This is a genomic window from Chitinophaga sp. (assembly GCF_035538455.1).
Lineage (GTDB): Bacteria > Bacteroidota > Bacteroidia > Chitinophagales > Chitinophagaceae > Chitinophaga.
The window spans coordinates 51294-72165 of the sequence record NZ_DATLKJ010000154.1 but is presented as its reverse complement, the minus strand read 5'-3'; the positions used below and the strand labels follow the sequence as shown (position 1 = coordinate 72165).

At 44.1% G+C, this 20872-nt stretch carries 16 protein-coding genes and 1 tRNA gene; 13 read left to right on the top strand and 4 right to left on the bottom strand.

The genetic code is table 11. The features are described 5' to 3' along the window. Positions 1-43: 43 nt before the first annotated feature. Positions 44-463 carry a cobalamin B12-binding domain-containing protein gene (locus VM802_RS18655; protein WP_325533305.1) on the bottom strand — a complete coding sequence of 140 codons (420 nt, stop codon included), beginning with the start codon at positions 461-463 and terminating at the stop codon, positions 44-46. Positions 464-580: 117 nt separating this feature from the next. Between VM802_RS18655 and VM802_RS18650 the strand changes: the two genes are divergently transcribed. Continuing rightward, on the top strand, positions 581-2245 hold the full coding sequence (locus tag VM802_RS18650) for a glutamine--tRNA ligase/YqeY domain fusion protein (RefSeq protein ID WP_325533303.1): 1665 nt from the start codon (positions 581-583) through the stop codon (positions 2243-2245). A gap of 141 nt (positions 2246-2386) precedes the next feature. On the opposite strand, the gene gltX is transcribed toward VM802_RS18650, so the two are convergent. Continuing rightward, positions 2387-3916 (bottom strand): glutamate--tRNA ligase, encoded by a 1530-nt coding sequence (gene gltX / locus VM802_RS18645; protein ID WP_325533301.1) that lies wholly within the window; start codon positions 3914-3916, stop codon positions 2387-2389. Positions 3917-4048: 132 nt separating this feature from the next. Here gltX and VM802_RS18640 point away from each other — a divergent pair, with 132 nt between their 5' ends. Further along, positions 4049-4678 (top strand): polysaccharide deacetylase family protein, encoded by a 630-nt coding sequence (locus VM802_RS18640; RefSeq protein WP_325533299.1) that lies wholly within the window; start codon positions 4049-4051, stop codon positions 4676-4678. Between the two features lie 75 nt (positions 4679-4753). Here the strand turns inward: VM802_RS18640 and VM802_RS18635 are convergent, their stop codons facing one another. Next, complete coding sequence (locus tag VM802_RS18635) at positions 4754-5647, bottom strand: hypothetical protein (RefSeq protein ID WP_325533297.1); 894 nt, start codon at positions 5645-5647, stop codon at positions 4754-4756. 104 nt (positions 5648-5751) lie between these two features. Here VM802_RS18635 and VM802_RS18630 point away from each other — a divergent pair, with 104 nt between their 5' ends. From VM802_RS18630 to yiaA, 6 genes are all read left to right on the top strand, one after another. Then, positions 5752-6519: a TatD family hydrolase gene (locus VM802_RS18630; RefSeq protein WP_325533295.1), complete on the top strand. Its 768-nt coding sequence runs from the start codon at positions 5752-5754 to the stop codon at positions 6517-6519. Positions 6520-6560: 41 nt separating this feature from the next. Beyond that, a complete protein-coding gene (locus VM802_RS18625) occupies positions 6561-7598 on the top strand; it encodes an asparaginase (protein WP_325533293.1) in 1038 nt (345 codons plus the stop codon). Between the two features lie 149 nt (positions 7599-7747). Further along, entirely contained in the window at positions 7748-8440 is a 693-nt protein-coding gene (gene aqpZ, locus VM802_RS18620) for an aquaporin Z (protein ID WP_325533291.1), read from the top strand. Positions 8441-8527: 87 nt separating this feature from the next. Then, positions 8528-8614 (top strand) — tRNA-Ser (locus VM802_RS18615). Between the two features lie 194 nt (positions 8615-8808). Further along, positions 8809-9372 (top strand): Crp/Fnr family transcriptional regulator, encoded by a 564-nt coding sequence (locus VM802_RS18610; protein ID WP_325533289.1) that lies wholly within the window; start codon positions 8809-8811, stop codon positions 9370-9372. Between the two features lie 80 nt (positions 9373-9452). Beyond that, positions 9453-9875: an inner membrane protein YiaA gene (gene yiaA, locus VM802_RS18605; RefSeq protein ID WP_325533287.1), complete on the top strand. Its 423-nt coding sequence runs from the start codon at positions 9453-9455 to the stop codon at positions 9873-9875. A 280-nt stretch (positions 9876-10155) separates the two neighbouring features. On the opposite strand, the gene VM802_RS18600 is transcribed toward yiaA, so the two are convergent. Then, entirely contained in the window at positions 10156-10776 is a 621-nt protein-coding gene (locus VM802_RS18600; protein WP_325533285.1) for a thioredoxin fold domain-containing protein, read from the bottom strand. Positions 10777-10860: 84 nt separating this feature from the next. On the opposite strand from VM802_RS18600, the gene VM802_RS18595 reads away from it, so the two are divergent. The 5 genes from VM802_RS18595 to VM802_RS18575 all read left to right on the top strand — a co-directional run bounded on the left by VM802_RS18595 (position 10861) and on the right by VM802_RS18575 (position 20788). Further along, entirely contained in the window at positions 10861-11739 is an 879-nt protein-coding gene (locus VM802_RS18595) for a LysR family transcriptional regulator (RefSeq protein ID WP_325533283.1), read from the top strand. A 135-nt stretch (positions 11740-11874) separates the two neighbouring features. Then, positions 11875-12735 (top strand): hypothetical protein, encoded by an 861-nt coding sequence (locus VM802_RS18590; RefSeq protein WP_325533281.1) that lies wholly within the window; start codon positions 11875-11877, stop codon positions 12733-12735. A gap of 237 nt (positions 12736-12972) precedes the next feature. Beyond that, positions 12973-15744 (top strand): RHS repeat domain-containing protein, encoded by a 2772-nt coding sequence (locus VM802_RS18585; RefSeq protein WP_325533279.1) that lies wholly within the window; start codon positions 12973-12975, stop codon positions 15742-15744. A gap of 12 nt (positions 15745-15756) precedes the next feature. After that, the gene (locus VM802_RS18580) at positions 15757-20202 is read left to right on the top strand and encodes a DUF6443 domain-containing protein (protein WP_325533277.1); all 4446 of its coding nucleotides are present in this window, start codon (positions 15757-15759) and stop codon (positions 20200-20202) included. Positions 20203-20284: 82 nt separating this feature from the next. Beyond that, the gene (locus tag VM802_RS18575; RefSeq protein WP_325533275.1) at positions 20285-20788 is read left to right on the top strand and encodes a hypothetical protein; all 504 of its coding nucleotides are present in this window, start codon (positions 20285-20287) and stop codon (positions 20786-20788) included. The last annotated feature ends 84 nt before the right edge of the window (positions 20789-20872 follow it).

The following is a 20872-nucleotide window of genomic DNA, read 5'->3' as shown; positions in this document are numbered from 1 at the left end:
GACGACCCGGAAAATAAAATGTTACGCGCAAAAAGTATTTTTTTTAAAAATTTCTGTGCTCCACTACCCAATTGGTGATATACGCAGAAATATCACGGGTATGGGTACCAGGAGGGAACAGCTTTCCTACCCCCATTTCCTGGAGTGCGGTCATATCAGCATCAGGAATGATACCGCCACCCGTAAGCAGCACATCATTCATTCCTTTCTCCTTCATAATAGCAATAATCTTGGGAAAAACGGTCATATGCGCACCTGAGAGTATACTTACGCCAATAGCGTCCACATCTTCCTGGAGGGCTGCATTCACTACCATGTCCGGTGTCTGGCGCAGACCAGTGTAGATAACTTCCATACCGGCATCCCGCAGGGCGGCCGCAATTACCTTAGCCCCACGATCATGGCCATCAAGGCCCACTTTAGCCACCAACACACGAATAGGACGATTTAAAGGGTTGACCATACCATTTCACAATTATAGGGTGTAAATATAACGATTCGCATTCAGGTTTCAGCTTTCAGGACTATTATAGCGATTTAGCTATATTTGCAGGATATAAAAATTCTGATATAAAATTATATGAGCGAAGAAAGGCCACTCAATTTCATAGAACAGATCATAGAAGAAGATTTAGCCAATGGCGTCAACGGAGGAAGGGTACATACCCGCTTCCCGCCTGAGCCCAACGGATACCTGCACATAGGTCACGCCAAGTCTATTGTGCTGAACTTCGGCCTGGCACAGAAATACAATGGCAAAACCAATCTCCGCTTCGACGATACCAATCCTGTCACCGAAGATACCGAGTACGTAGACTCCATCAAAGAAGATATCAAGTGGCTCGGCTTCGAATGGGAGAAGGAACTGTATGCATCCGATTATTTCGACCAGCTGTATGAATACGCTGTTCAACTGATAAAAAAAGGACTGGCCTACGTAGAAGACGCCAGCTCCGAAGAAATTGCCTCCAGGAAAGGTACGCCCACCGTTCCGGGTACGCCTACGCCCTCCCGCAGCCGCACCACAGAAGAGAACCTCGATCTCTTTGAGCGCATGCGCAAAGGTGAATTCAAAGATGGCGAAAAAACGCTGCGCGCTAAGGTGGACCTGGCTTCCCCCAACATGCACATGCGCGATCCGATCATATACCGCATCAAACATGCACACCACCACCGCACCGGCGATAAATGGTGCATCTACCCGATGTACGATTTTGCCCACGGCCAAAGCGACAGTATCGAACAGATCACGCATTCCGTTTGCACATTGGAGTTTATTCCGCACCGCCCGCTGTACGACTGGTTCATCAAGGAACTTGAAATATTCCCCAGCCGCCAATACGAGTTTGCCCGTCTAAACCTTACCTATACGGTAATGAGTAAACGAAAACTGAAGCAGTTGGTGGAAGAAGGCCATGTTAACAGCTGGGATGACCCCCGCATGCCTACTATCAGTGGCTTGCGCCGCAGAGGCTACACACCGTCCAGCATCCGTACACTCTGCGAGCGCGTGGGCGTACAAAAACGCGACAGCCTCATCGACGTAGGACTGCTGGAATTCTGCATCCGTGAAGAACTCAACAGAACTGCCAACCGTGTAATGGCTGTACTGGACCCGGTAAAACTCGTGATCACCAACTATCCTGACGGACAGGTAGAAGAAATGATAGCAGACAATAACCCGGAAGACGAAAACGCCGGTTCACGTTCCCTGCAGTTCAGTAAGACGCTCTATATAGAACGTGAAGACTTCATGGAAAATCCGCCTAAGAAGTTCTTCCGCCTTGGTCCCGGCCTGGTGGTACGCCTGAAGAACGCTTACATCATCAAAGGTGAAAGCGTAGAGAAAGATGTCGATGGCAACATTACTACCATCTATGCCACCTACCTGCCGGAAAGCAAAAGCGGTGGCGACCACAGCGGCCTCACCGTGAAAGGCACCATCCACTGGGTAAGTGCAGATCACGCTGCCACTGCGGAAGTACGTGTATACGACCGTCTCTTCAACTCAGAAAATCCTAACGCAGAAGATGCCGATTTCAAAACATTCCTGAATCCTGATTCCTTAACTGTAATCAAACAGGCGTATGTAGAACCCGGACTGTTGCAAACCAAACCCGGCGACCGCTTCCAGTTCCTGCGTAAAGGTTACTTCACCGTAGATGCTGACTCTACTCCGGAAAAGCCCGTCTTTAACAGAACAGTTACGCTGAAAGACACCTGGGCTAAAGAAAGTAAAAAATAACTGTGATCCATTTGATTTTTGTGACAGTTAAAGATAAAAGCGAAAGGCCCATCCAGCAGCTGAATGGGTCTTTCGCTTTTATCTTTAACTGTCATTCTTTCCAATCTTCGCCTATCACCTGAATCATACAATTCAAATGAATCACTGCCCGAAGGCAGCCAGTCCCTTTGCAATCCTGCTGCGGGTTTCATCCTTACCTAATGTTGCGGCGATATCAAATACCGGAGGACCAAATTTCCCCCCGGTAAGCATAATCCGGAAAGGCAGTTGCAGCTCGCCCATCTTGATGTTCTTTTCTGTGGCGAGAGCTTTGAAGCTGGCCTCCAGCTCTGCCGCGGTAAATGGGGTATTGTCCAGCTGACCGGACCACACAGCAAAGAAAGCATCCTTATCTGCATTCCACTTGGGTTTCACAGCAGCTTCATCGTAGCCGGCAGGGCTCTGGAAGAAGAAAAATCCGTGCTCCCAAATATCGTTCACAAAATAACAACGCTCTTTTACAAGACCAGCGATAGTTGCCACATATGCAGGAACAGCTGTGACACCTTTCTCAACCAGCACAGGCTGGAAGAGAGCTGCAAGCGTTTCGTTGTCTTTATGATGAATATACTGGTGGTTGAACCACTTCGCTTTTTCGTAATCGAATTTAGCGCCTGCTTTATGGACACGATCCATGGAGAACTTCTGGATGAGTTCTTCCAGGGAGAATATCTCCTGTTCGGACCCATCGTTCCAACCAAGAACGGCCAACATATTGATGAATGCTTCCGGCAGGAAACCCAGTTCACGGAAACCTCTGGTGAATTCGTTGGAACGCGGGTCAGTCCAATTCATCGCATATACGGGGAAGCCTAAACGATCTCCGTCGCGTTTGCTGAGCTTACCGTTGCCGTCAGGCTTCAGGATCAGCGGCAGGTGTGCCCATTGTGGCATATCGGCTTCCCATCCGAGATATTTCCACAGCAACAGGTGAACCGGCGCCGAAGGCAGCCACTCCTCACCACGGAAGGCGTGTGTGATCTTCATCAGGTAATCATCCACTACCACAGCGAGGTGATAAGTAGGCATACCATCAGCTTTCAGCAATACTTTATCATCAACCTGCGAAGTATTGAATGTTACATTTCCACGTACCATATCTGTAAAAGACAATTCTTCACCAACAGGCATTTTGATACGGATAACATGCGGCGTACCGGCAGCCAGCAACGCCTGTACATCTGCTTCAGGCATGGCAAGCGAGTTGCGCATCTGTGTCCTTACCACATGATTGTATTGAGGCGCAGGGTTCTCCGGGCTTTTCAGCCTTTCGCGCATGCTTTCCAGTTCTTCAGGTGTATCAAATGCATAATAGGCGTGACCCGATTTTACCAGCTGCTCCGCATACTGACGGTAGAGAGGCTTACGTTCACTCTGGCGGTAAGGGGCATAGGGGCCACCCAGCTCCGGGCTTTCATCCGGGTTCAGGCCGCACCACCGTAAACATTCAGTTATATATTCTTCCGCACCCGGTACATATCGGGTTTGGTCCGTATCTTCAATACGAAGTATGAAATCGCCATTATGCTGCTTGGCAAACAAGTAGTTGAACAATACAGTGCGCACACCACCAAGATGTAAGCCACCAGTAGGACTGGGCGCAAAACGCACTCTTACTTTTTTGTTATCCATAGATCGCAAATATAAAGAAATAGGCATTAGCTTTCAGGTATATGCGCACATAACATTCTTACCAGCGATTATCTGAAAGCGAACTACTATATTGCAACCTGATAGCAACTACTCAAGCTAACCGCTATTCTTATGTTCTACCTGACAAAAACACCTGGCATACTGAAAGCCCTTTATAAAAGCTGCGTCTGGAACGTAACACCACCGGGCAAGGCAGTATACCTTACCTTTGATGATGGCCCGCATCCCGAAGCCACTCCTTTTATACTGGAACAGCTGGCGAAGTACGATGCCCAGGGCACCTTTTTTTGTATAGGTAAAAATGTAGTGGCCTATCCGACCATCTATCAACAGATACTGGAAGCAGGCCATGCTACCGGGAACCATACCCACAATCATCTGAATGGATGGAAAACCAGCACCGACAAATATATCGGGAACATACTCGAAGCACGCAAGTATATTGACTCTCCGCTGTTCAGACCTCCCTACGGCCGCATTACGCCCTTCCAGATCAAGCAGCTGAAACGCACTGTCCCCGGAACAAAAATTATTATGTGGGACGTGCTCAGCGCTGATTTCGACCAGGATATAAACGGTGAAGCATGCGTACAGAATGTGGTATTCAAGACGCAGCCCGGCTCCATCATCGTGTTCCATGACAGCACAAAGGCGTGGGATCGATTGTCCTACGCGCTTCCCAGGGTGCTTGAATTCTGCAAAAAGAACGGTTACGAAATGAAGAAACTGGCCTATCTCTAGTATAAAATATAAATAAGAAGCCCCCCGCGAGACAAACACGCGGGGGGCTTCTTATTTATTATAAAGATCAGAGATCTATTTCAATGTAATCTCTTTTGCTTTCCCGTTTACTGTGATAGTAGCATTAGAATCACAGCCACCTTTACCATAATCGATCACACCTGTTACTTTATTGAAATCAATCTTCAGTTGTCCCTGACTCACCCATTGACAACTCCAGGCTTTCACGAGAGGCGTTACGGTGGAGATGGTAGCAATCATTCCGGCGCCCGCAGGGCCACCTTTCTCATAGGTGAGGGAAGCATTACCATCTATACTGAATACATCATCAGCAGGATTGACCGGAGTGGCAGCACCTTCAATCTGCTTAACCGTCTTTTTGCTGCTATATCCCAATATCAGGGTATCGCCCAGGGATATACGTCCATTGCTGACTGTAGAAGTGTACTGGATACCAGTAGCCAGGCTGGCAACATCAGTGATAGTAGTAGTGCCGGCAACCGGGATACCGTTATATCTGTAGTTTTCCAGCGTTATTTCCATGCTGCCTTTGTTCAGCAACAGACCGCTCAACTTGATATATACCTTTCCGCTGCGGGTAATACCATATTTATCGAGACAAGCATCACCATATTCCACCGTGATGGTTTTAGGCCATATGTTCGGATCTACGCTGCTGATGAGTGTTGACGGGCAAGACACCGGATCACGCTGGGTATTGCCATTAGTAGCTTTACGACCACCAACACCCTGATCGTTCACTGCACTGGCAGCCACGTCAAAGAGATCGTTGTAAATGGCATTCGCTTTCGTTTCATGCACCGCGACGTCCATTGTGTGATTATCAGTTTCATTGTTGGAGGCATTGTCTGTAGTGACCTCCTTTTTGCAGGCAAAGAAAAGCGTTGCCAATGCAACACTTGTAAATGTCCAGGCCAGCACGCGATTGGTACTGAAATAGCTTTTCATAGTATAGTTTTATTAGTAATTAGGTTTTTCAGACTTTACCTTTGTAGTTATAAAGATAATACTTAAACATTAAATAAAAAACAAATCTAATAAATAGTTCAATTATGTGGACAGATACGCATGCTCACTTGTATGCAGAAGAATTTGAGACGGACAGGGATGCAATGATGGCCAGGGCACTGGAAGCTGGTGTCGACAAGCTTTTCCTGCCTAATATAGATGAATCGTCGATAGATGGGATGCTGGCATTGGAAGCGGCATACCCGGAGCACGCCTTTGCCATGATGGGTATACATCCGTGTTATGTAAAGGAAGATGTGGATGCTCAGTTGGAATTAGTGCGGAAATGGCTCCAGCAGCGGGCTTTCTGCGGTGTTGGTGAAATAGGGCTGGACTTTTACTGGGATAAGTCGCTCGTAGAGCAACAATACACCGCCTTCAGGGAGCAACTGCGTCTGGCGGGGGAGTACAAACTACCGGTATCTATACATAGCCGCGAGGCCACACGGGAATGCATAAACGAAGTAAAGGCGCTGCAGGATGGAAACCTGAGCGGCGTATTCCACTGCTTCTCCGGTACACTGGAAGAAGCCAGAGAGATCATTGACCTGGGCTTTTATCTCGGCATTGGCGGTGTGGTGACCTTCAAAAAGTCAGGGCTCGGCAAATTATTGGAGGACATAGACCTGGCACATGTAGTACTGGAAACAGATGCACCCTATCTCGCTCCCGTACCGTACCGCGGCAAACGCAATGAAAGCGCCTATATACCACTGATCGGTGAAAAGATTGCAGATATAAAAAATCTAAAAATAGCTGAAGTAGCCGCCATAACAAGCAGCAATGCGCTTAAATTATTTAAAACGCTCTAACCTTTTAGTAGATACCTTTGCAGGCAACTGGCAGCTAGACAATGAGTAAAATACTGATAATTTACACGGGCGGTACAGTAGGTATGATCTATGACGACAAGACCAAAGCGCTCCGCCCAATAGGATTCAATGAGATTAGAAACAACTTACCGGAGCTGTACCGGATGGGCATTGATTTCTACGTATATGCATTTAATCCGCCGATTGACTCATCAGACATGCAGCCTGAGATATGGGTTGAACTGGCAAGCATCATTGAAGACAGGTATGACCGTTACGATGGCTTCGTGATTCTGCATGGTTCGGATACCATGGCCTTCACCGCATCTGCATTGAGCTTCATGTTGGAGAACCTCTCCAAACCAGTGATCCTTACCGGTTCACAGCTACCTATCGGCAAAATACGCACAGACGCCAAGGAGAATATTATCACTGCTATGGAGATAGCCTGCAGCAGGCACAATGGCAGTAATCTCTCTATGGTTCCTGAAGTATGTATCTACTTTGATTTTTCACTGTTCCGGGGCAACAGGTCAAAGAAATACAATGCTGAAAAATTCGAAGCATTCTACACCATGAACTATCCGCCGCTCGCAGAAGCAGGCATCGATATCAAATACAAGAACCAGTTTATACTGCCTACTCCCGGAGCTCCGCTGAAAGTGCATAAAGAACTCGAGACCAACATCACGGTGCTCAAGTTATTTCCTGGTATTACGCGCAAAGCCGTGGAAGCAACGCTCAGCGTACCTGGATTGAGAGGAGTAATCATGGAGACTTTCGGTAGTGGCAACACAAACACGCAACCCTGGTTTATTGAAAGCATCCGCAAGGTAATCGACAACGGCGCACTGGTTGTCGATATTACCCAGTGCGATGGCGGCTCTGTGGAACTGGGCAAATATGAAACCAGCCAGCATCTGGTAGAGATAGGCGTGGTAAGCGGCCATGATATGACCTTCGAAGCGGCTGTCACCAAACTGATGTTTGTATTGGGTCAGGGGCTTTCTCCTGCCGAAACGAAGAAGATGATTGAAACCCCGCTGCGTGGAGAACTGACTCCGATTGAGATTTACTGAGATACTATAAAGTTATTCACAAGATAATAACGGTTGTGCCATATTAGCACAGCCGTTTTTTTATTTTCAATATATTTGTATATATTCAGCTGATGATTGTCAGCGCATTATCCACCTCAAAAATTTCTCACCACTAAACTTGAATTTGTATGAACGTTTCGTTATCTCAGAAGTTTATCGCAGAATTCCTTGGCACCTTTGTTCTGGTATTGATGGGCTGTGGTAGTGCAGTGATCGCGGGCTCCCATGTGGGATTCCTGGGCATTGCTTTTGCCTTCGGCTTATCTGTTTTGTCAATGGCTTATGCGATAGGGCACATCTCCGGTTGCCACATTAACCCCGCCATCACAATCTCCATGCTGGCTTCCGGCAAAATATCAGGCAAGGATGCCGGCGCCTACATTGTAGCACAGATAGCTGGCGCTATTGTTGCCGCTGCGGTGCTCTACTTCATTGCTCAGGGCAAAGCAGAATATGCATTAGCTGCCAACGGCCTCGGACAAAATAACGTAGGTCCCGATTCTCCGGATAAATATTCGTTGATGAGCGGCCTCGTTGCTGAGATTATTTTCACAGCCATCTTCCTCGTGGTGATACATGGCACAACCAGCAAAAATAATGGCAACGGCGGTTATGCAGGACTGGCTATCGGCCTGTCACTGACGCTGATCCACATTGTTGGCATTCCCATCACCGGCGTTTCCGTAAACCCGGCCCGTAGCATTGGCCCAGCCCTGTTTGTTGGCGGCACCGCATTAACCAACCTGTGGGTTTTTATTGTAGGCCCTATTGTTGGTGGACTTCTGGGTGGTGCTATCTGGAAGTTATATGATCGTGCGTAAAAAAGTCTTGGAAATATAAAGTAAAGGATTATCTTTGCAACCCCTGAATGGAAACCCAACCTTTCCTGGGTTTCAGGGATAATCTACGGAAGAGTGCAGGAGTGGTTGAACTGGCACGCCTGGAAAGTGTGTATAGGTGAAAGCCTATCAAGGGTTCGAATCCCTTCTCTTCCGCAAGAAAACTAAAGCCTTCAAGTCTAAGCTTGAAGGCTTTTTTCATTTAATTGTGATCCTATAGATGTACCGACCGGACATTGGGTACCAATTTTCCCGCTATTTAAACCCGATCTCTGAAATCAATGCTTTTATTAACTATTTTCGGTTTTTGGCTACACCGGCCAAACGTTGCAGTATCAACACCCGACCTTATGGAACGTCTACTAACGCAACTCACTAAAATCCATCAAATAGGAGAAAAAGCAAGTAATGACTTACGCGCCTGTATCAAGCAAACGATATTACCTAAGAACGAAATGCTTATTACTGAGGGAAGGGTGTGCAGACATCTTTACTTTATGGAGGCAGGTAGTTTACGCGGCTTTTATTATCAGGACGGAAAAGAAATAACTCACTGGTTTGGTTTTGAGAATGACTTTGTCACGTCCTTTTACAGTTTCATAACCGGACAACCATCTGTAGAAAACATACAGTTAATGGACGGAGCTATTCTATGGGCTATTTCAAAGGAATCGCTCACAGAAATGATGGACAAGCATCATGAGCTGGAGCGCCTGGTACGTCTGGCATATGAGCGATATTATATACGCCTGGAAGAGCGCTATGTAAATGCACATTTCAAAACGGCAGCTGAACGCTATGAGCAGCTGGTGGAACATGCTCCACATATCATTGAGAGAGTCCCATTGGGCTATATTGCTTCCTATTTAGGGGTTTCACAGGAAACTCTCAGTCGTGTCCGCAGCCGGTTTTAACAAATACAAATCTGATTTTTGACTATTGTCAAAAGTTTAGCCATTAACCGCCGGTAGTTTTGTTTTATAAATTCACCACTATGGAACAAAAAAATCAGCAACAACCATCTGCCGCCTTCGTAGCTGCGGCCTGGGTAGCCCTGATCACGGGCATAACAGCTTTTCTCATCGGGTTATACAATGTGGAGATGGCCCTGAATGAAAAAGGGTACTATTTCACAGTATTGATGTTTGGACTTTTTGCAGCGATATCTGTACAAAAATCTGTGAGAGATCAGTTGGAGGGTATCCCTGTCACGAACATTTACTATGGATTGTCCTGGTTCTCCACATTGCTGTCGATCGTCTTATTAACAGTTGGTTTATGGAATGCCAGTATTACGAAGAGTGAAAAAGGATTTTATGCCATGTCTTATACCTTAAGTTTATTTGCGGCCATCGCTGTACAGAAGAATACACGTGATGCACGCCAAAAGCAAGACGATTCAACCAGAAGCGAGTAGCCCGCCTTTTATTCTGATCGTTAATCCCATCATCATATTTGCAACAACGGGGAAGCGGCCTGTTCCCTTCCACAAGACAAGAAAAGCCTTCAAGTCAATGCTTGAAGGCTTTTCTCATTGAATAGCTCATTACCTCAGCAATCACATATCTGTAAGGGATTTCCGGATCAAGTCCACCTCATGTCCGTATTTACCTCGGTATTACCGTACTATCAACGTACCCCAAAGAGGCATTCCCCCATGTCAATTCCGGGAGAAAAGGTAGTCAGGTAATATTGAATTATTCTCCACGCTCTATCACATCATCATAAAGCTGTTCAGGTAAAACAGAGGCCTTCTCTGCCCACACTGAATCAGGATAAGTATCTCTTAATCTTTTCCAATGAGGTGCAATGTCCACAAACTCCTTAGGACCAGCAAAGAAGGCAGCAACCCCCGCCAGGTACATAGCCTCCTGGTCAAGTTCAGGATAACTATCAACGGGGATATTGTTCAGCAATCCGAGCGCATTTTTGTGCTTTCCTGTTCGCATGAGCAACAACACTCTGCCAATGGACAATTGTGCAATAAAGTGTACCGGTGGCAAATATCCCATCATCGTTCTCAGGATTGTCCCATCTGGCGCGTATATAAACAGGGAAGGGGACCAGAGTAAGGCAGTAGTCAGAAAGGTCTGCCGGAACTTCTGGTCAATATTGCTTACATGACACTTCACCACCACATAGTGATCAGCCAGGAACTCCAGCACCTCTTCATCTTGATAAGTGACTGCTTCCATCTTTTCACATCCTTTGCAATTGGTTGCCCAGTAATCGATCAGTACAGGTTTATGTAATGCTTTTGCAAGAGCAAAGGCTTCGTCTGTCTCTCTTTCCGTAAAGAATTTTACCGCTGTTTCCATAATCAGAATTTTTTACCTCAAAAGTAAGTGTTAGTAAATCATGAGTAAAATGAATAATTTTCCTACTTTTAATTAAAAAAACTCATGATAACAAGTAATGACCTGACGCTGATACAACAAATCGTAGAGCAAGGATCTCTGACAAAAGCTGCCAGCAGTCTATATTTGACACAATCAGCAGTAAGTCATCAGCTAAAAGATCTTGAGAACAGAATCGGAATGCAGATATTTGACCGGATAAATAAGAAGATGCTGCTGACGCATGCAGGCAGGCGTATTATACAGAGTGCAGGTATTATACTTCCTCAGCTATCAAGGTTGAATGAGGATATGCTGGCCTACAAAAAAGGGAAGGTAAGTACCTTACGCATCAGTACTGAATGCTACACCTGCTACCACTGGCTGCCAAAAGTTATTGCCGGGCTCAACTCAAACATCGAGAAGTCAGAAATATCCATCATCGCCGGCGCAACACAACGGCCGATGGAATACCTGCTAAACGGTGATCTGGATGTAGCCATTATTTCAGAGCACCCTGATCATCCTGCTGTGCATACCAGCAACCTTTTTTCTGATAACCTCGTAGCAGTTTTACCACAGCGGCATCCTTATGCAACAAAAAAATCATTATCTGCATCAGACTTTGCCACTGAACATCTGTTGACCTATGACACAAATGCTACACACAATCACTTCTCCCATGAGTTCTTCCGGGAAACATCTCCTAAAACAATCACACGCATTCAGCTAACGGAAGCTATTGTAGAAATGATTAGTGCAGGCATGGGTGTTGGAATCTTTGCCACCTGGGTGATAGCTCCTTATCTCAAAACCAAAAACATCGTTAGCATACCTCTTCAATCTCCGCTCAGAAAACGGACATGGAGAGCTGCTTACACAGACAAAACACACCCGCTTATACCGCTCTTTATAGCATCAGTAAAAGAACATATGAAAGGTTGACGGCTTTCGGAACACACCAACCCGATGAATAAATGCCCAACTTCAAAGAAAAAATTTCTGCTCCTGGCAACCTTCTCTAAAAACTTCCGTATAAAATAGATAGTAACTCAACATCCTTCATTTAAATCTCACAACATGCAGCTACGTCTAAGGCTCACTGCTATGGCAGCAGTATTGCTCCTTATTGCCGGTATATTATCCTGCAATAAGGACGATAATAATCCCACTCCCGTGGTTCCACCCAATAGTGTACGGTTAGCAACCACCCAACAATTCGGCGCCGTTATGACCGACAGCACAGGCCGTACACTTTACTTCTTCTCTATGGATGCCAATGGTACCTCCGGCTGCACAGGCGGTTGCCTCGCCGTCTGGCCCGTATTCTATACACCCAAACTTACCCTCGACAGCGGCCTGAATGCCGCAGATTTCAGCACCATTACACGTGCGGATGGAACCAAACAAACCACTTACAAAGGATGGCCGTTATACTACTATGCCAATGATCCGAAAGCAGGAGACATAAAAGGCGAAGCCGTTGGCAATAAATGGTTCGTAGCCAAACCCGACTACACAGTAATGCTCGCCAATATACAACTGACAGGTAACGACAACGTTCAATACACGAGTCAGTATCAGCCAGGACAAGAGATCACGCAATATCTCACAGATGATTACGGCAGGACCCTGTACGGCTTCACTCCGGATAAATTCAATAAAAACAACTACACCAAATCCGATTTCAGCAACAACGGTACCTGGCCCATCTATGAACTGAAAACGCCCTTTAAATACGCTCCTTCTATTCTCGACAAAACAGCCTTTGCCACGACAAATGTTTTTGGGAAAACACAACTTACCTATAAAGGATGGCCCCTCTACTATTTCGGTGCAGATCAGCAAACGAGAGGCAATACCAAAGGTGTAAGCGTTCCCAAACCCGGGATCTGGCCTATTGTTAATTCCTCTACCTTACAGGCGCCGCCGGCACCATAACCAATGATTAATAATCTTAAAATTAAGGACAGGCTGAGGGCCTGTCCTTTTTTGCGTATGGAATACCTTGGTTATTTTTCCTAACAGTGGGTAAAAAACATACACCCTAATAGTGAAATGCTTAGATTTGCCTCCTTTTTGTAACAAACATTGTTTATCATGCCCTCCTGATACCTTAACCCGCTGGTACAGCAGAGTACAAGATAATCTTTGCCTATATATTGGAAACTTATGCTCATGAAATATTTATACACACTCCTTTTTGTGTTTTTAATCTTATGTAATGCCTGGTCTTCTCATGGACAGATCTTGGACAAGGCAGTGCTAAAACATATTGTACCCAAAAGCCCAGAGGCATCGTCTATAGAAGCTTTTACGAATACCCCTGTCAATAATGCAACTGGTATTCCGGATATACAGATCCCCATATTTACCCTGGAAGTCGGAGACTTTACGCTGCCCATTACCCTGCGTTATCATGCGTCGGGTGTAAGAGTAGATGAGCTATCAACAGCTGCAGGGCTGAAATGGGTACTGGATGCCGGCGGTTCAATAGATAGGGCTATTAACGGTAGGGCCGATGAAGATTCATTTCTTAAAAATTACAAGACCTTTACCCGTAATTATTTTGATAGCCTGTCAATGAAACAACAGACGTGGAGTAGTCAGATAACATATGAGTCAATACTTAAGTGTGTAATGGATATTATGGTTGATGAGTACAGTTATAATATTCCAGGGTTCACAGGTAATCTGGTCTTTAATAATATAAACGGGAAATTTTATCCTGAATCCCATTCCTCCGAACTGGATATAACAGTCAATGATGGAGGCCTGAGAACATTTACCATAACTGATGATAAGGGAAATCGCTATTTATTTGGGGGAGACTACCGTGAGAGCAGTGCTTCCACTTTATCGAATGCGGGGGCCATGACCCCAGACAATATAGCAGCCAGCTTTGGGGCAGATGGCTACACCGCCTGGAAACTTTTCAAGGTTATTACCAATAAAAAGGATACTATCAATTTAGAATATGAACCATATGGGTATGACTACCATACAGCATCTGAGTTCATTTACGGTCGCCTTACCCCCACAACAAACAATGCTCCAGGAGGTAACTGTGGTTGCGGGAGTAATTATCAGGCGATCAGATTTCTCGATTTTACCAGTACAGCATATCTTATAAAGAAAATTTCATCGCGTTTTGGAAGTATCCAATTCACTTATACTAACAGCCCTACCGCTAGTAATTGGAAACGAAGGTTGACAGACATCATTGTATATAATAGTAACAATTTACCAGTCAGGAAATTTCAATTAGATAACGAAACAGTGCTTAGCGGCAAGTTACTCCTAACCGGTCTCCATAAAGTTGATCCGGTCAGCAATGAAAAAAAAGAAAGCTACCGGTTTGTGTACAGTAACTCCGGCATAGACACAGTAGGCTCGCTTGCAAAAGACATTATGGGTTACGGCAATGGTAGTCCCAATACTACATTAATAACTCCTCCTCCCAATATGGGCTTCTCCTATCCATTTGAACCAGCAAACAGGGAACCTAGCGGTGCTGTAGAAGGTGGAACGCTTACGGAAATGATTTATCCAACTGGTGGGAAGGCACGTTATACTTACATGATGAATAAAGAAGGAAATATCTATGGTGGAGGCGTAATAGTTAAGAAGATAGAATTACTCGATCAACAAGGAAACCTTTTAAATCAAAAAATCTTCAGCTATAGCGGCTTTCAGGGAAAAGGTGCAGCATTGCCAGCATATACAGCCATGATATATGGCACCGATGGCGATGACAAATGCAAGAAATGGATATTCACATCCAATATTTTCCTTGCCGATGGTGGGCCTCGTTCTTACTTTTATACTGATATTATCATAAAGGAATCCGGAGCGGATACCAGCAAATCCCAAATTACAAAGGAAAAATATGAACCACAGTACTTCATGTATGGAAATGTAAAGCCCGCATTGAAAGAAAAAATATTGTATAAAGGTAGTGTCGTAGCTGATAACAATATCCTGGAAAAAACTGTTTTCGACAATAAGGTATTAGAGATCGATAGTCTGACACAATTACAACTTACCCCTGGCGAAAGCTTTACAGCTAGTACTGGGAACTATTGGGATGGCAGTTATGAATATGATTGCGCTACTCATTACAGACCAGCATATGTAAGTAATTACTTCAATTGTAAGAGAAGCCTAACTAGTTCCATAACTAAATCGTTGCTGGATGTCGGTTCAAACAAGGCGCTCACTACTACTACCAAATACTATTATGATAGTAAAACTCATTTTTATCCGACAAGAACAGTAACGTTCTCCAGCAACAAAGATTCAATCACCAATTATAAATTATTTCCTACTGATACGGTTCTTTCAGGACAGGAAGAAACAACCCGTAAATTTATGCTCTGGAAGCATATGTATGCATTTCCAATTGCAGAAGGCATTAGAACCAATACCAGACATTCAGCATCAGTATTTAACAGTTATATAGTGAATGCAGATAGTATGTTGCTTCTAAATTCGACTTCCACGATGATCGGGAATAATGTGATTGACAAACGTATTCTCTTTAAACAATATGATGGAAATGGTAATCTTCTCGAACAATCAAAAGCAGATGATGTTTCAGAAGTTTATATCTGGGGCTACAATAATATGTATCCGGTAGCCAAAATAACCGGCAGCAATTATAATTATGTAAAATCTCTTATAAGTAGTGTCCTCCTCCAATCTCTGAATCCAGATGAACAGCAACTGCGTGATGAACTCAATAAAATAAGAGTAGCGCTGAGAGGTAAGGCGTTAGTAAACACCTATACATATAAACCTCTTGTAGGTCTATCAAGTGAAACCAATCCATCCGGAGAGACCACCTATTATGAATATGACGGTCTTGGAAGACTTGTCACTATTAGAGATCACGATCGTAAGGTCGTTAAAATGGTCGATTATCAATATAAAGCAGCTGTCACTAAATAATTATCACATTCATTGAAACCTAATTTAATGTTCCGGATTTATCCCAATATATACTTATTCATTATAGTTTCTTTATTCGCCAATGTAGTATATGGACAAAATACGCCAGGCTATATCAAAGGTAGTTCCGCAACGGCGGCACCTATCCCTGACCCGTATGCAAGCCCGACAATAAACTACAGGCGTACCTGGCAAGCAATGATGCCAGCTATGGATACCGCAACTATAGCTTCCCCTTTACGTCGCCCAGAAGAGGTACAACAAGTTACCGAATACTATGATGATCTCGGCAGACTCATCCAAACCGTATCAAGAGGCACAAGTGGTCAAGGAAGGGATGTGGTGGCTCCAATATTATATGACGAATTTGGTAGACAGCAATATAATTATCTTCCATATGTACCTTTAAGTGGAAACACGAATGATGGTAAGTTCAAAACGGATCCTTTTAATGCTCAAAAGGATTTCTACCTGAATAAAACATATAATCCAGCTATACAAGGTGAAAAAATTTATTATAACGAGATCGAATTTGAACAATCTCCGCTGAACAGGGTACTCTACAAGTATGGCGCTGGTAATAACTGGTCTAAAAATAGCGGGCATGCAATTCAGCATCAATATCAGTTTAATACAATTGATGACTCCGTTAGAATATTTACCCTCTCAAATGATAATATGGCTGTAACCACGGGTATCTATGATGCTGGTGAGCTGTACAAGAATACAATCGTTGATGAAAATGGCAGCCAGGTGATAGAGTTCAAAGATAAGGACGATCGCCTGGTACTTCGGAAAGTACAAGCCGTTCCTACACCATCCAAAGGTCATATAGGCTGGTTATGTACATATTATGTATACGACGACCTAAGCAATATCAGATTTGTTATCCCACCACTGGCCGTAGAAAAGATTAATCCCAATTGGAATGTCAGCAACATTGCATATGAACTCTGCTTTCAATATCGCTTCGATAGCCGAAACCGGATGATCATGAAAAAAATTCCGGGAGCAGATTCCACCGAAATGGTCTATGACATACGCGATAGACTGGTATTTTCCAGGGATGGCAACATGAAAAAAAATGGTGCATCAAAATGGCTGGTTATTTTTTATGATAATCTCAACCGGCAAGTAGAAACAGCCTTTTATACATCATCGGCCTCTCGTAGTAGTCTGCAGAGCATGATGGACAAAGTCAACCCTGATGGGAATACCTCTTATCAGTTTCCCGGTGTTGCAGACCTTGTAATAGCTGTTGATGATCGTAATACATATGTGGCTACCAATAGTATTAACATTGAAAATGGGTTTGACACTGGTGACAATACCAACAAAGATTTTCTTATAGACCCTTCTCTCAATAATGGCATTACCAACATTTCTGTATCAAACCCTTTACCCAACATTAACCCACAGGAACTGTATCCGCTTACTTATACATATTATGAGGACTATAATTTTCCAGGTGTATCTCAACCGGTCAGCGGCGATCTCAGTAAACCAGAAGCGGGAACCAATCCATATGCAGAACCGGTTAAAAGCGTAAGTGGCAAAACTCATGGAATGGTTACAGGTATCCAAACCCGCATCCTTGATTCAAATCAGTGGCTTACTACCACCACTTATTATAACGACAAGGGGAAACCTATTCAGGTAATCAGTGATAATCCTTCCGGAGGGAAAGATATCACCACTACATTATATGACTTCAATGAAAAAGTACTCAGCACCTATCTTCGTCATACTAACCTGAGAAGTGGAATTACACCAGAAACCCGTATACTTACCAGCATGATTTACGATGGAGCAGGTAGATTAAGCAGCATAAGGAAAAGATTGAATGACAACAGTACACTGGAAAGGGCAATTTCGAGTCTTGAATACGATGAATTGGGTAGGCTAAAAAACAAAACTCTAGGAGTTATATCAGAAAGTCAGGCTATTGAACAGCTTTCCTACGAATATAATATCCGGGGCTGGCTTACAACTATTAATAAGGACTATCTGAATAATGGTAATGCAATCTCTCATTTTGGTATGGAACTGTCTTATGATGATGGCTTCAAAGAAAAAACGTTCAATGGAAATATTGCTGGCACCAGGTGGAAAGGCTGGAATGATCCCAAACCAAGAGCATTGGGCTTTTATTATGACAACAGCAATAGATTGACGCAGGCTGACTTCACACAGCAAAACACTTCCGGCGGCCAATGGGCACAGGACGAGATGAACTTCTCTGTTACCGGAATCGGTTATGATGCCAACGGCAATATTACCAGAATGGCCCAGAAAGGCTCGGATGGGCCTAAGAACAACCCGTTGATAGATCGTCTGGCATATACCTATCTGCCTAACAGCAATAAGCTGATAACAGTATATGATAGCAGCAGCGTCACATCTCGCCTGGGGGACTTCAAAAATGGTACAAATACAGAAAACGATTATGATTATGATTTTAACGGTAATCTAACCAAGGACCTGAATAAATCAATTACGTCAATCAGTTACAATCACCTTAATCTTCCTGTACAGATCAATTTCACCAATAAAGGAAATATATCCTACCAGTATGATGCGGTCGGGCATAAAATTCAGAAAACAGTTACTGATATTACAACCAGTCCTGCAAGAATTACAACTACGTCTTACATTAATGGTTTTGTTTATAGGAACGATACATTAGAGTTCGCTAGTCATGAAGAAGGACGTGTGAGGCTTTTCTATAAAACCAATACGGCGCCAGAATATGTCTATGATTACTTTATAAAAGATCATCTTGGTAACACCCGTATGGTATTAACCGAGAAAAATAATTTTGCCGTCTATACTGCCACAATGGAATCAGGCACCGCGGTAAAAGAAGCCGCCCTGTTCAGTAATATAGACGCTACCCGCACACCTCGCCCTGTCGGATATCCATCAGATGAATCCTCTGCCAAAAATGAATTTGTTGCAAAGCTCTCAGCAAAAGACGGCGGTAAAAAAATAGGTCCCTCCATCGTCTTACGGGTAATGGCGGGAGATACCATCCAGATTGGAGCCAAAGCTTTCTACAAATCACAAGGCCCTCAGAATAAAAATAATCCCGAGCTTCCCGCAGAAAATCTAATTGCTGACTTATTACAAGCATTTGGCGGCAGCAATACCTCTCTCGCGGAACACAACACAGGAGCAGTGAATAACCAGACACCTTTCAATACAAACTTCTATAACAATGATTATAGGAAGTTGAAAGAAAAAAATCCCGATGAAAATACCCCTGAGAAACCCAGGGCTTATCTTAATTTTGTACTCTTCGACGACCAGTTTAACTTAGTCCAGGAAAATAGTGGCGTTAAACAGGTAAAAGGAGAACCGGACCAATTGCAAACGCTGGCTACAGATAAATTACCCATTACAAAAAGTGGCTTTTTATATGTATATACCAGCAATGAGACCACGCAGGACGTGTTCTTTGATAACTTGGTAATTACGCAGGCTACTGGTAAAGTGCTCGAAGAGACGCACTATTATCCATTTGGTCTGACGATGGCAGGAATAAGTTACACAGCCTTTAATGGAGGGGCTTATCCGGAAAACAGGAAAAAATATAATGGCAATGAATTGCAGTCGAAAGAATTTGCCGACGGAAGCGGATTGGAATGGTATGATTTCAATGCAAGAACATATGATGCACAGACTGGACGATTCATGCAAATTGATCCGTTAATAGAGTCCGGGAATCAGGAAAGACTTACGCCTTACCAGTTTTCCTTCAATGATCCAATTAGGCACAATGATCCAGACGGGAAGTTTCCTATCTGGGGAGCAATCGTTGGAGCAGCGGTTGAAGGAGGTTTTGAACTCGCCAGTCAATTAGCCTCAGGCAAATCTCTTAAAGAGGTAGACTGGGCAGATGTTGGCGTGGAAGCAGTAAAAGGAGCTATAACAGGCTCTGGAGCCGGTGTTATCTGGCGCGCCGTTAGTGATGTTGGAGGTGAAATAGTAAAAGCAGCCGTTGACGTTAGCCAAAAGGATGGTGTCCAGTCGGTTGCAAACGAAAGAAAGTCAGGTAAAGATTTCGCCATTGATTTTTCCGTTGGATATGTAGGCGGAAAACTCGGCGGCGCAGTTGCAAACCAGGTCTCCAAAGCAACGGGAAAAATGCTTAGAACCGCCACTAGAGAAGCCATTGCTACCGGAAGAGTTGCTGCTCAAACTACTAGGTATGCAGGCAGAACGATAGAACGCACGGGAGGGTATGGCGCTCGCGCCACAGCTGCAAGACAAGCAATAAGGAATACAACAATCAATGCTCAGAATGCCAATGCAAAAAAGGCGGCCGCAAAAGTCCTTGACGCTACCGCAGCAAGCGCTACACGGGTAGGAGCCGGAGCTGGAAACAGTATGGTCGCAGACGGCCTAAAAAATGAAGAAAATTCAAATACAAAAAATAATAAAGGAAATGAATTCTAAAGCACATAAAACTATTCCTCATACTACTAAAAGTGTTCCACAAACTTCTGTAAAACAAAAGTTGAAGAATATTTTATCTTTCATGTTCGCACTCTTAGTTATAGCCCTTATATTCTATGTCATTGCAAAGGTGGGATTATGGTTCGAAGATAAAGGAGATGAAGAGATCAGAACCAGTAATACAACCACTATCGGCACTATCATCAAAACGGGATCCTGGAAGGGAAGCTATGCTATTGCTGAATACTGGGTTAATGGAAAGAGATATGAAAGAAAAGCGGGGGCACCTTCTAGCTATATATACACAGGAGAACATTATATTATAATGTATCAGGCAGATAAGCCATTCAACAGCTTACTCGATTTCACCCGGCAGGTATTTCTGAAAGATGAAGTAACAGATAGTACAACAGGCACTATCGTATACAAAGATTGGGCGACAGTTGAATTTAACTACAATGTAAATGGCAGGGCATTCAGGCGCTGGCAGAAATACCCTGAAGGGAAAAAACTATCAAAAGGTGAAACATATACTGTAGAATACCTCGTTGACAATCCCAATGTATCAATATTAAAGATATACTAGCGAAGTAACACACTTAATCAAAGGGGCAGCATCCAACGCTACCCCTTTTTATTTACCTTCATCACCTCAAAATCTAAACCAGCA

Coding starts and splice junctions, on each gene's coding strand:
- VM802_RS18655 (WP_325533305.1), bottom strand. CDS start 463: ATGGTCAACCCTTTAAATCGTCCTATTCGTGTGTTGGTGGCTAAAGTG.
- VM802_RS18650 (WP_325533303.1), top strand. CDS start 581: ATGAGCGAAGAAAGGCCACTCAATTTCATAGAACAGATCATAGAAGAA.
- gltX (WP_325533301.1), bottom strand. CDS start 3,916: ATGGATAACAAAAAAGTAAGAGTGCGTTTTGCGCCCAGTCCTACTGGT.
- VM802_RS18640 (WP_325533299.1), top strand. CDS start 4,049: ATGTTCTACCTGACAAAAACACCTGGCATACTGAAAGCCCTTTATAAA.
- VM802_RS18635 (WP_325533297.1), bottom strand. CDS start 5,647: ATGAAAAGCTATTTCAGTACCAATCGCGTGCTGGCCTGGACATTTACA.
- VM802_RS18630 (WP_325533295.1), top strand. CDS start 5,752: ATGTGGACAGATACGCATGCTCACTTGTATGCAGAAGAATTTGAGACG.
- VM802_RS18625 (WP_325533293.1), top strand. CDS start 6,561: ATGAGTAAAATACTGATAATTTACACGGGCGGTACAGTAGGTATGATC.
- aqpZ (WP_325533291.1), top strand. CDS start 7,748: ATGAACGTTTCGTTATCTCAGAAGTTTATCGCAGAATTCCTTGGCACC.
- VM802_RS18610 (WP_325533289.1), top strand. CDS start 8,809: ATGGAACGTCTACTAACGCAACTCACTAAAATCCATCAAATAGGAGAA.
- yiaA (WP_325533287.1), top strand. CDS start 9,453: ATGGAACAAAAAAATCAGCAACAACCATCTGCCGCCTTCGTAGCTGCG.
- VM802_RS18600 (WP_325533285.1), bottom strand. CDS start 10,776: ATGGAAACAGCGGTAAAATTCTTTACGGAAAGAGAGACAGACGAAGCC.
- VM802_RS18595 (WP_325533283.1), top strand. CDS start 10,861: ATGATAACAAGTAATGACCTGACGCTGATACAACAAATCGTAGAGCAA.
- VM802_RS18590 (WP_325533281.1), top strand. CDS start 11,875: ATGCAGCTACGTCTAAGGCTCACTGCTATGGCAGCAGTATTGCTCCTT.
- VM802_RS18585 (WP_325533279.1), top strand. CDS start 12,973: ATGAAATATTTATACACACTCCTTTTTGTGTTTTTAATCTTATGTAAT.
- VM802_RS18575 (WP_325533275.1), top strand. CDS start 20,285: ATGTTCGCACTCTTAGTTATAGCCCTTATATTCTATGTCATTGCAAAG.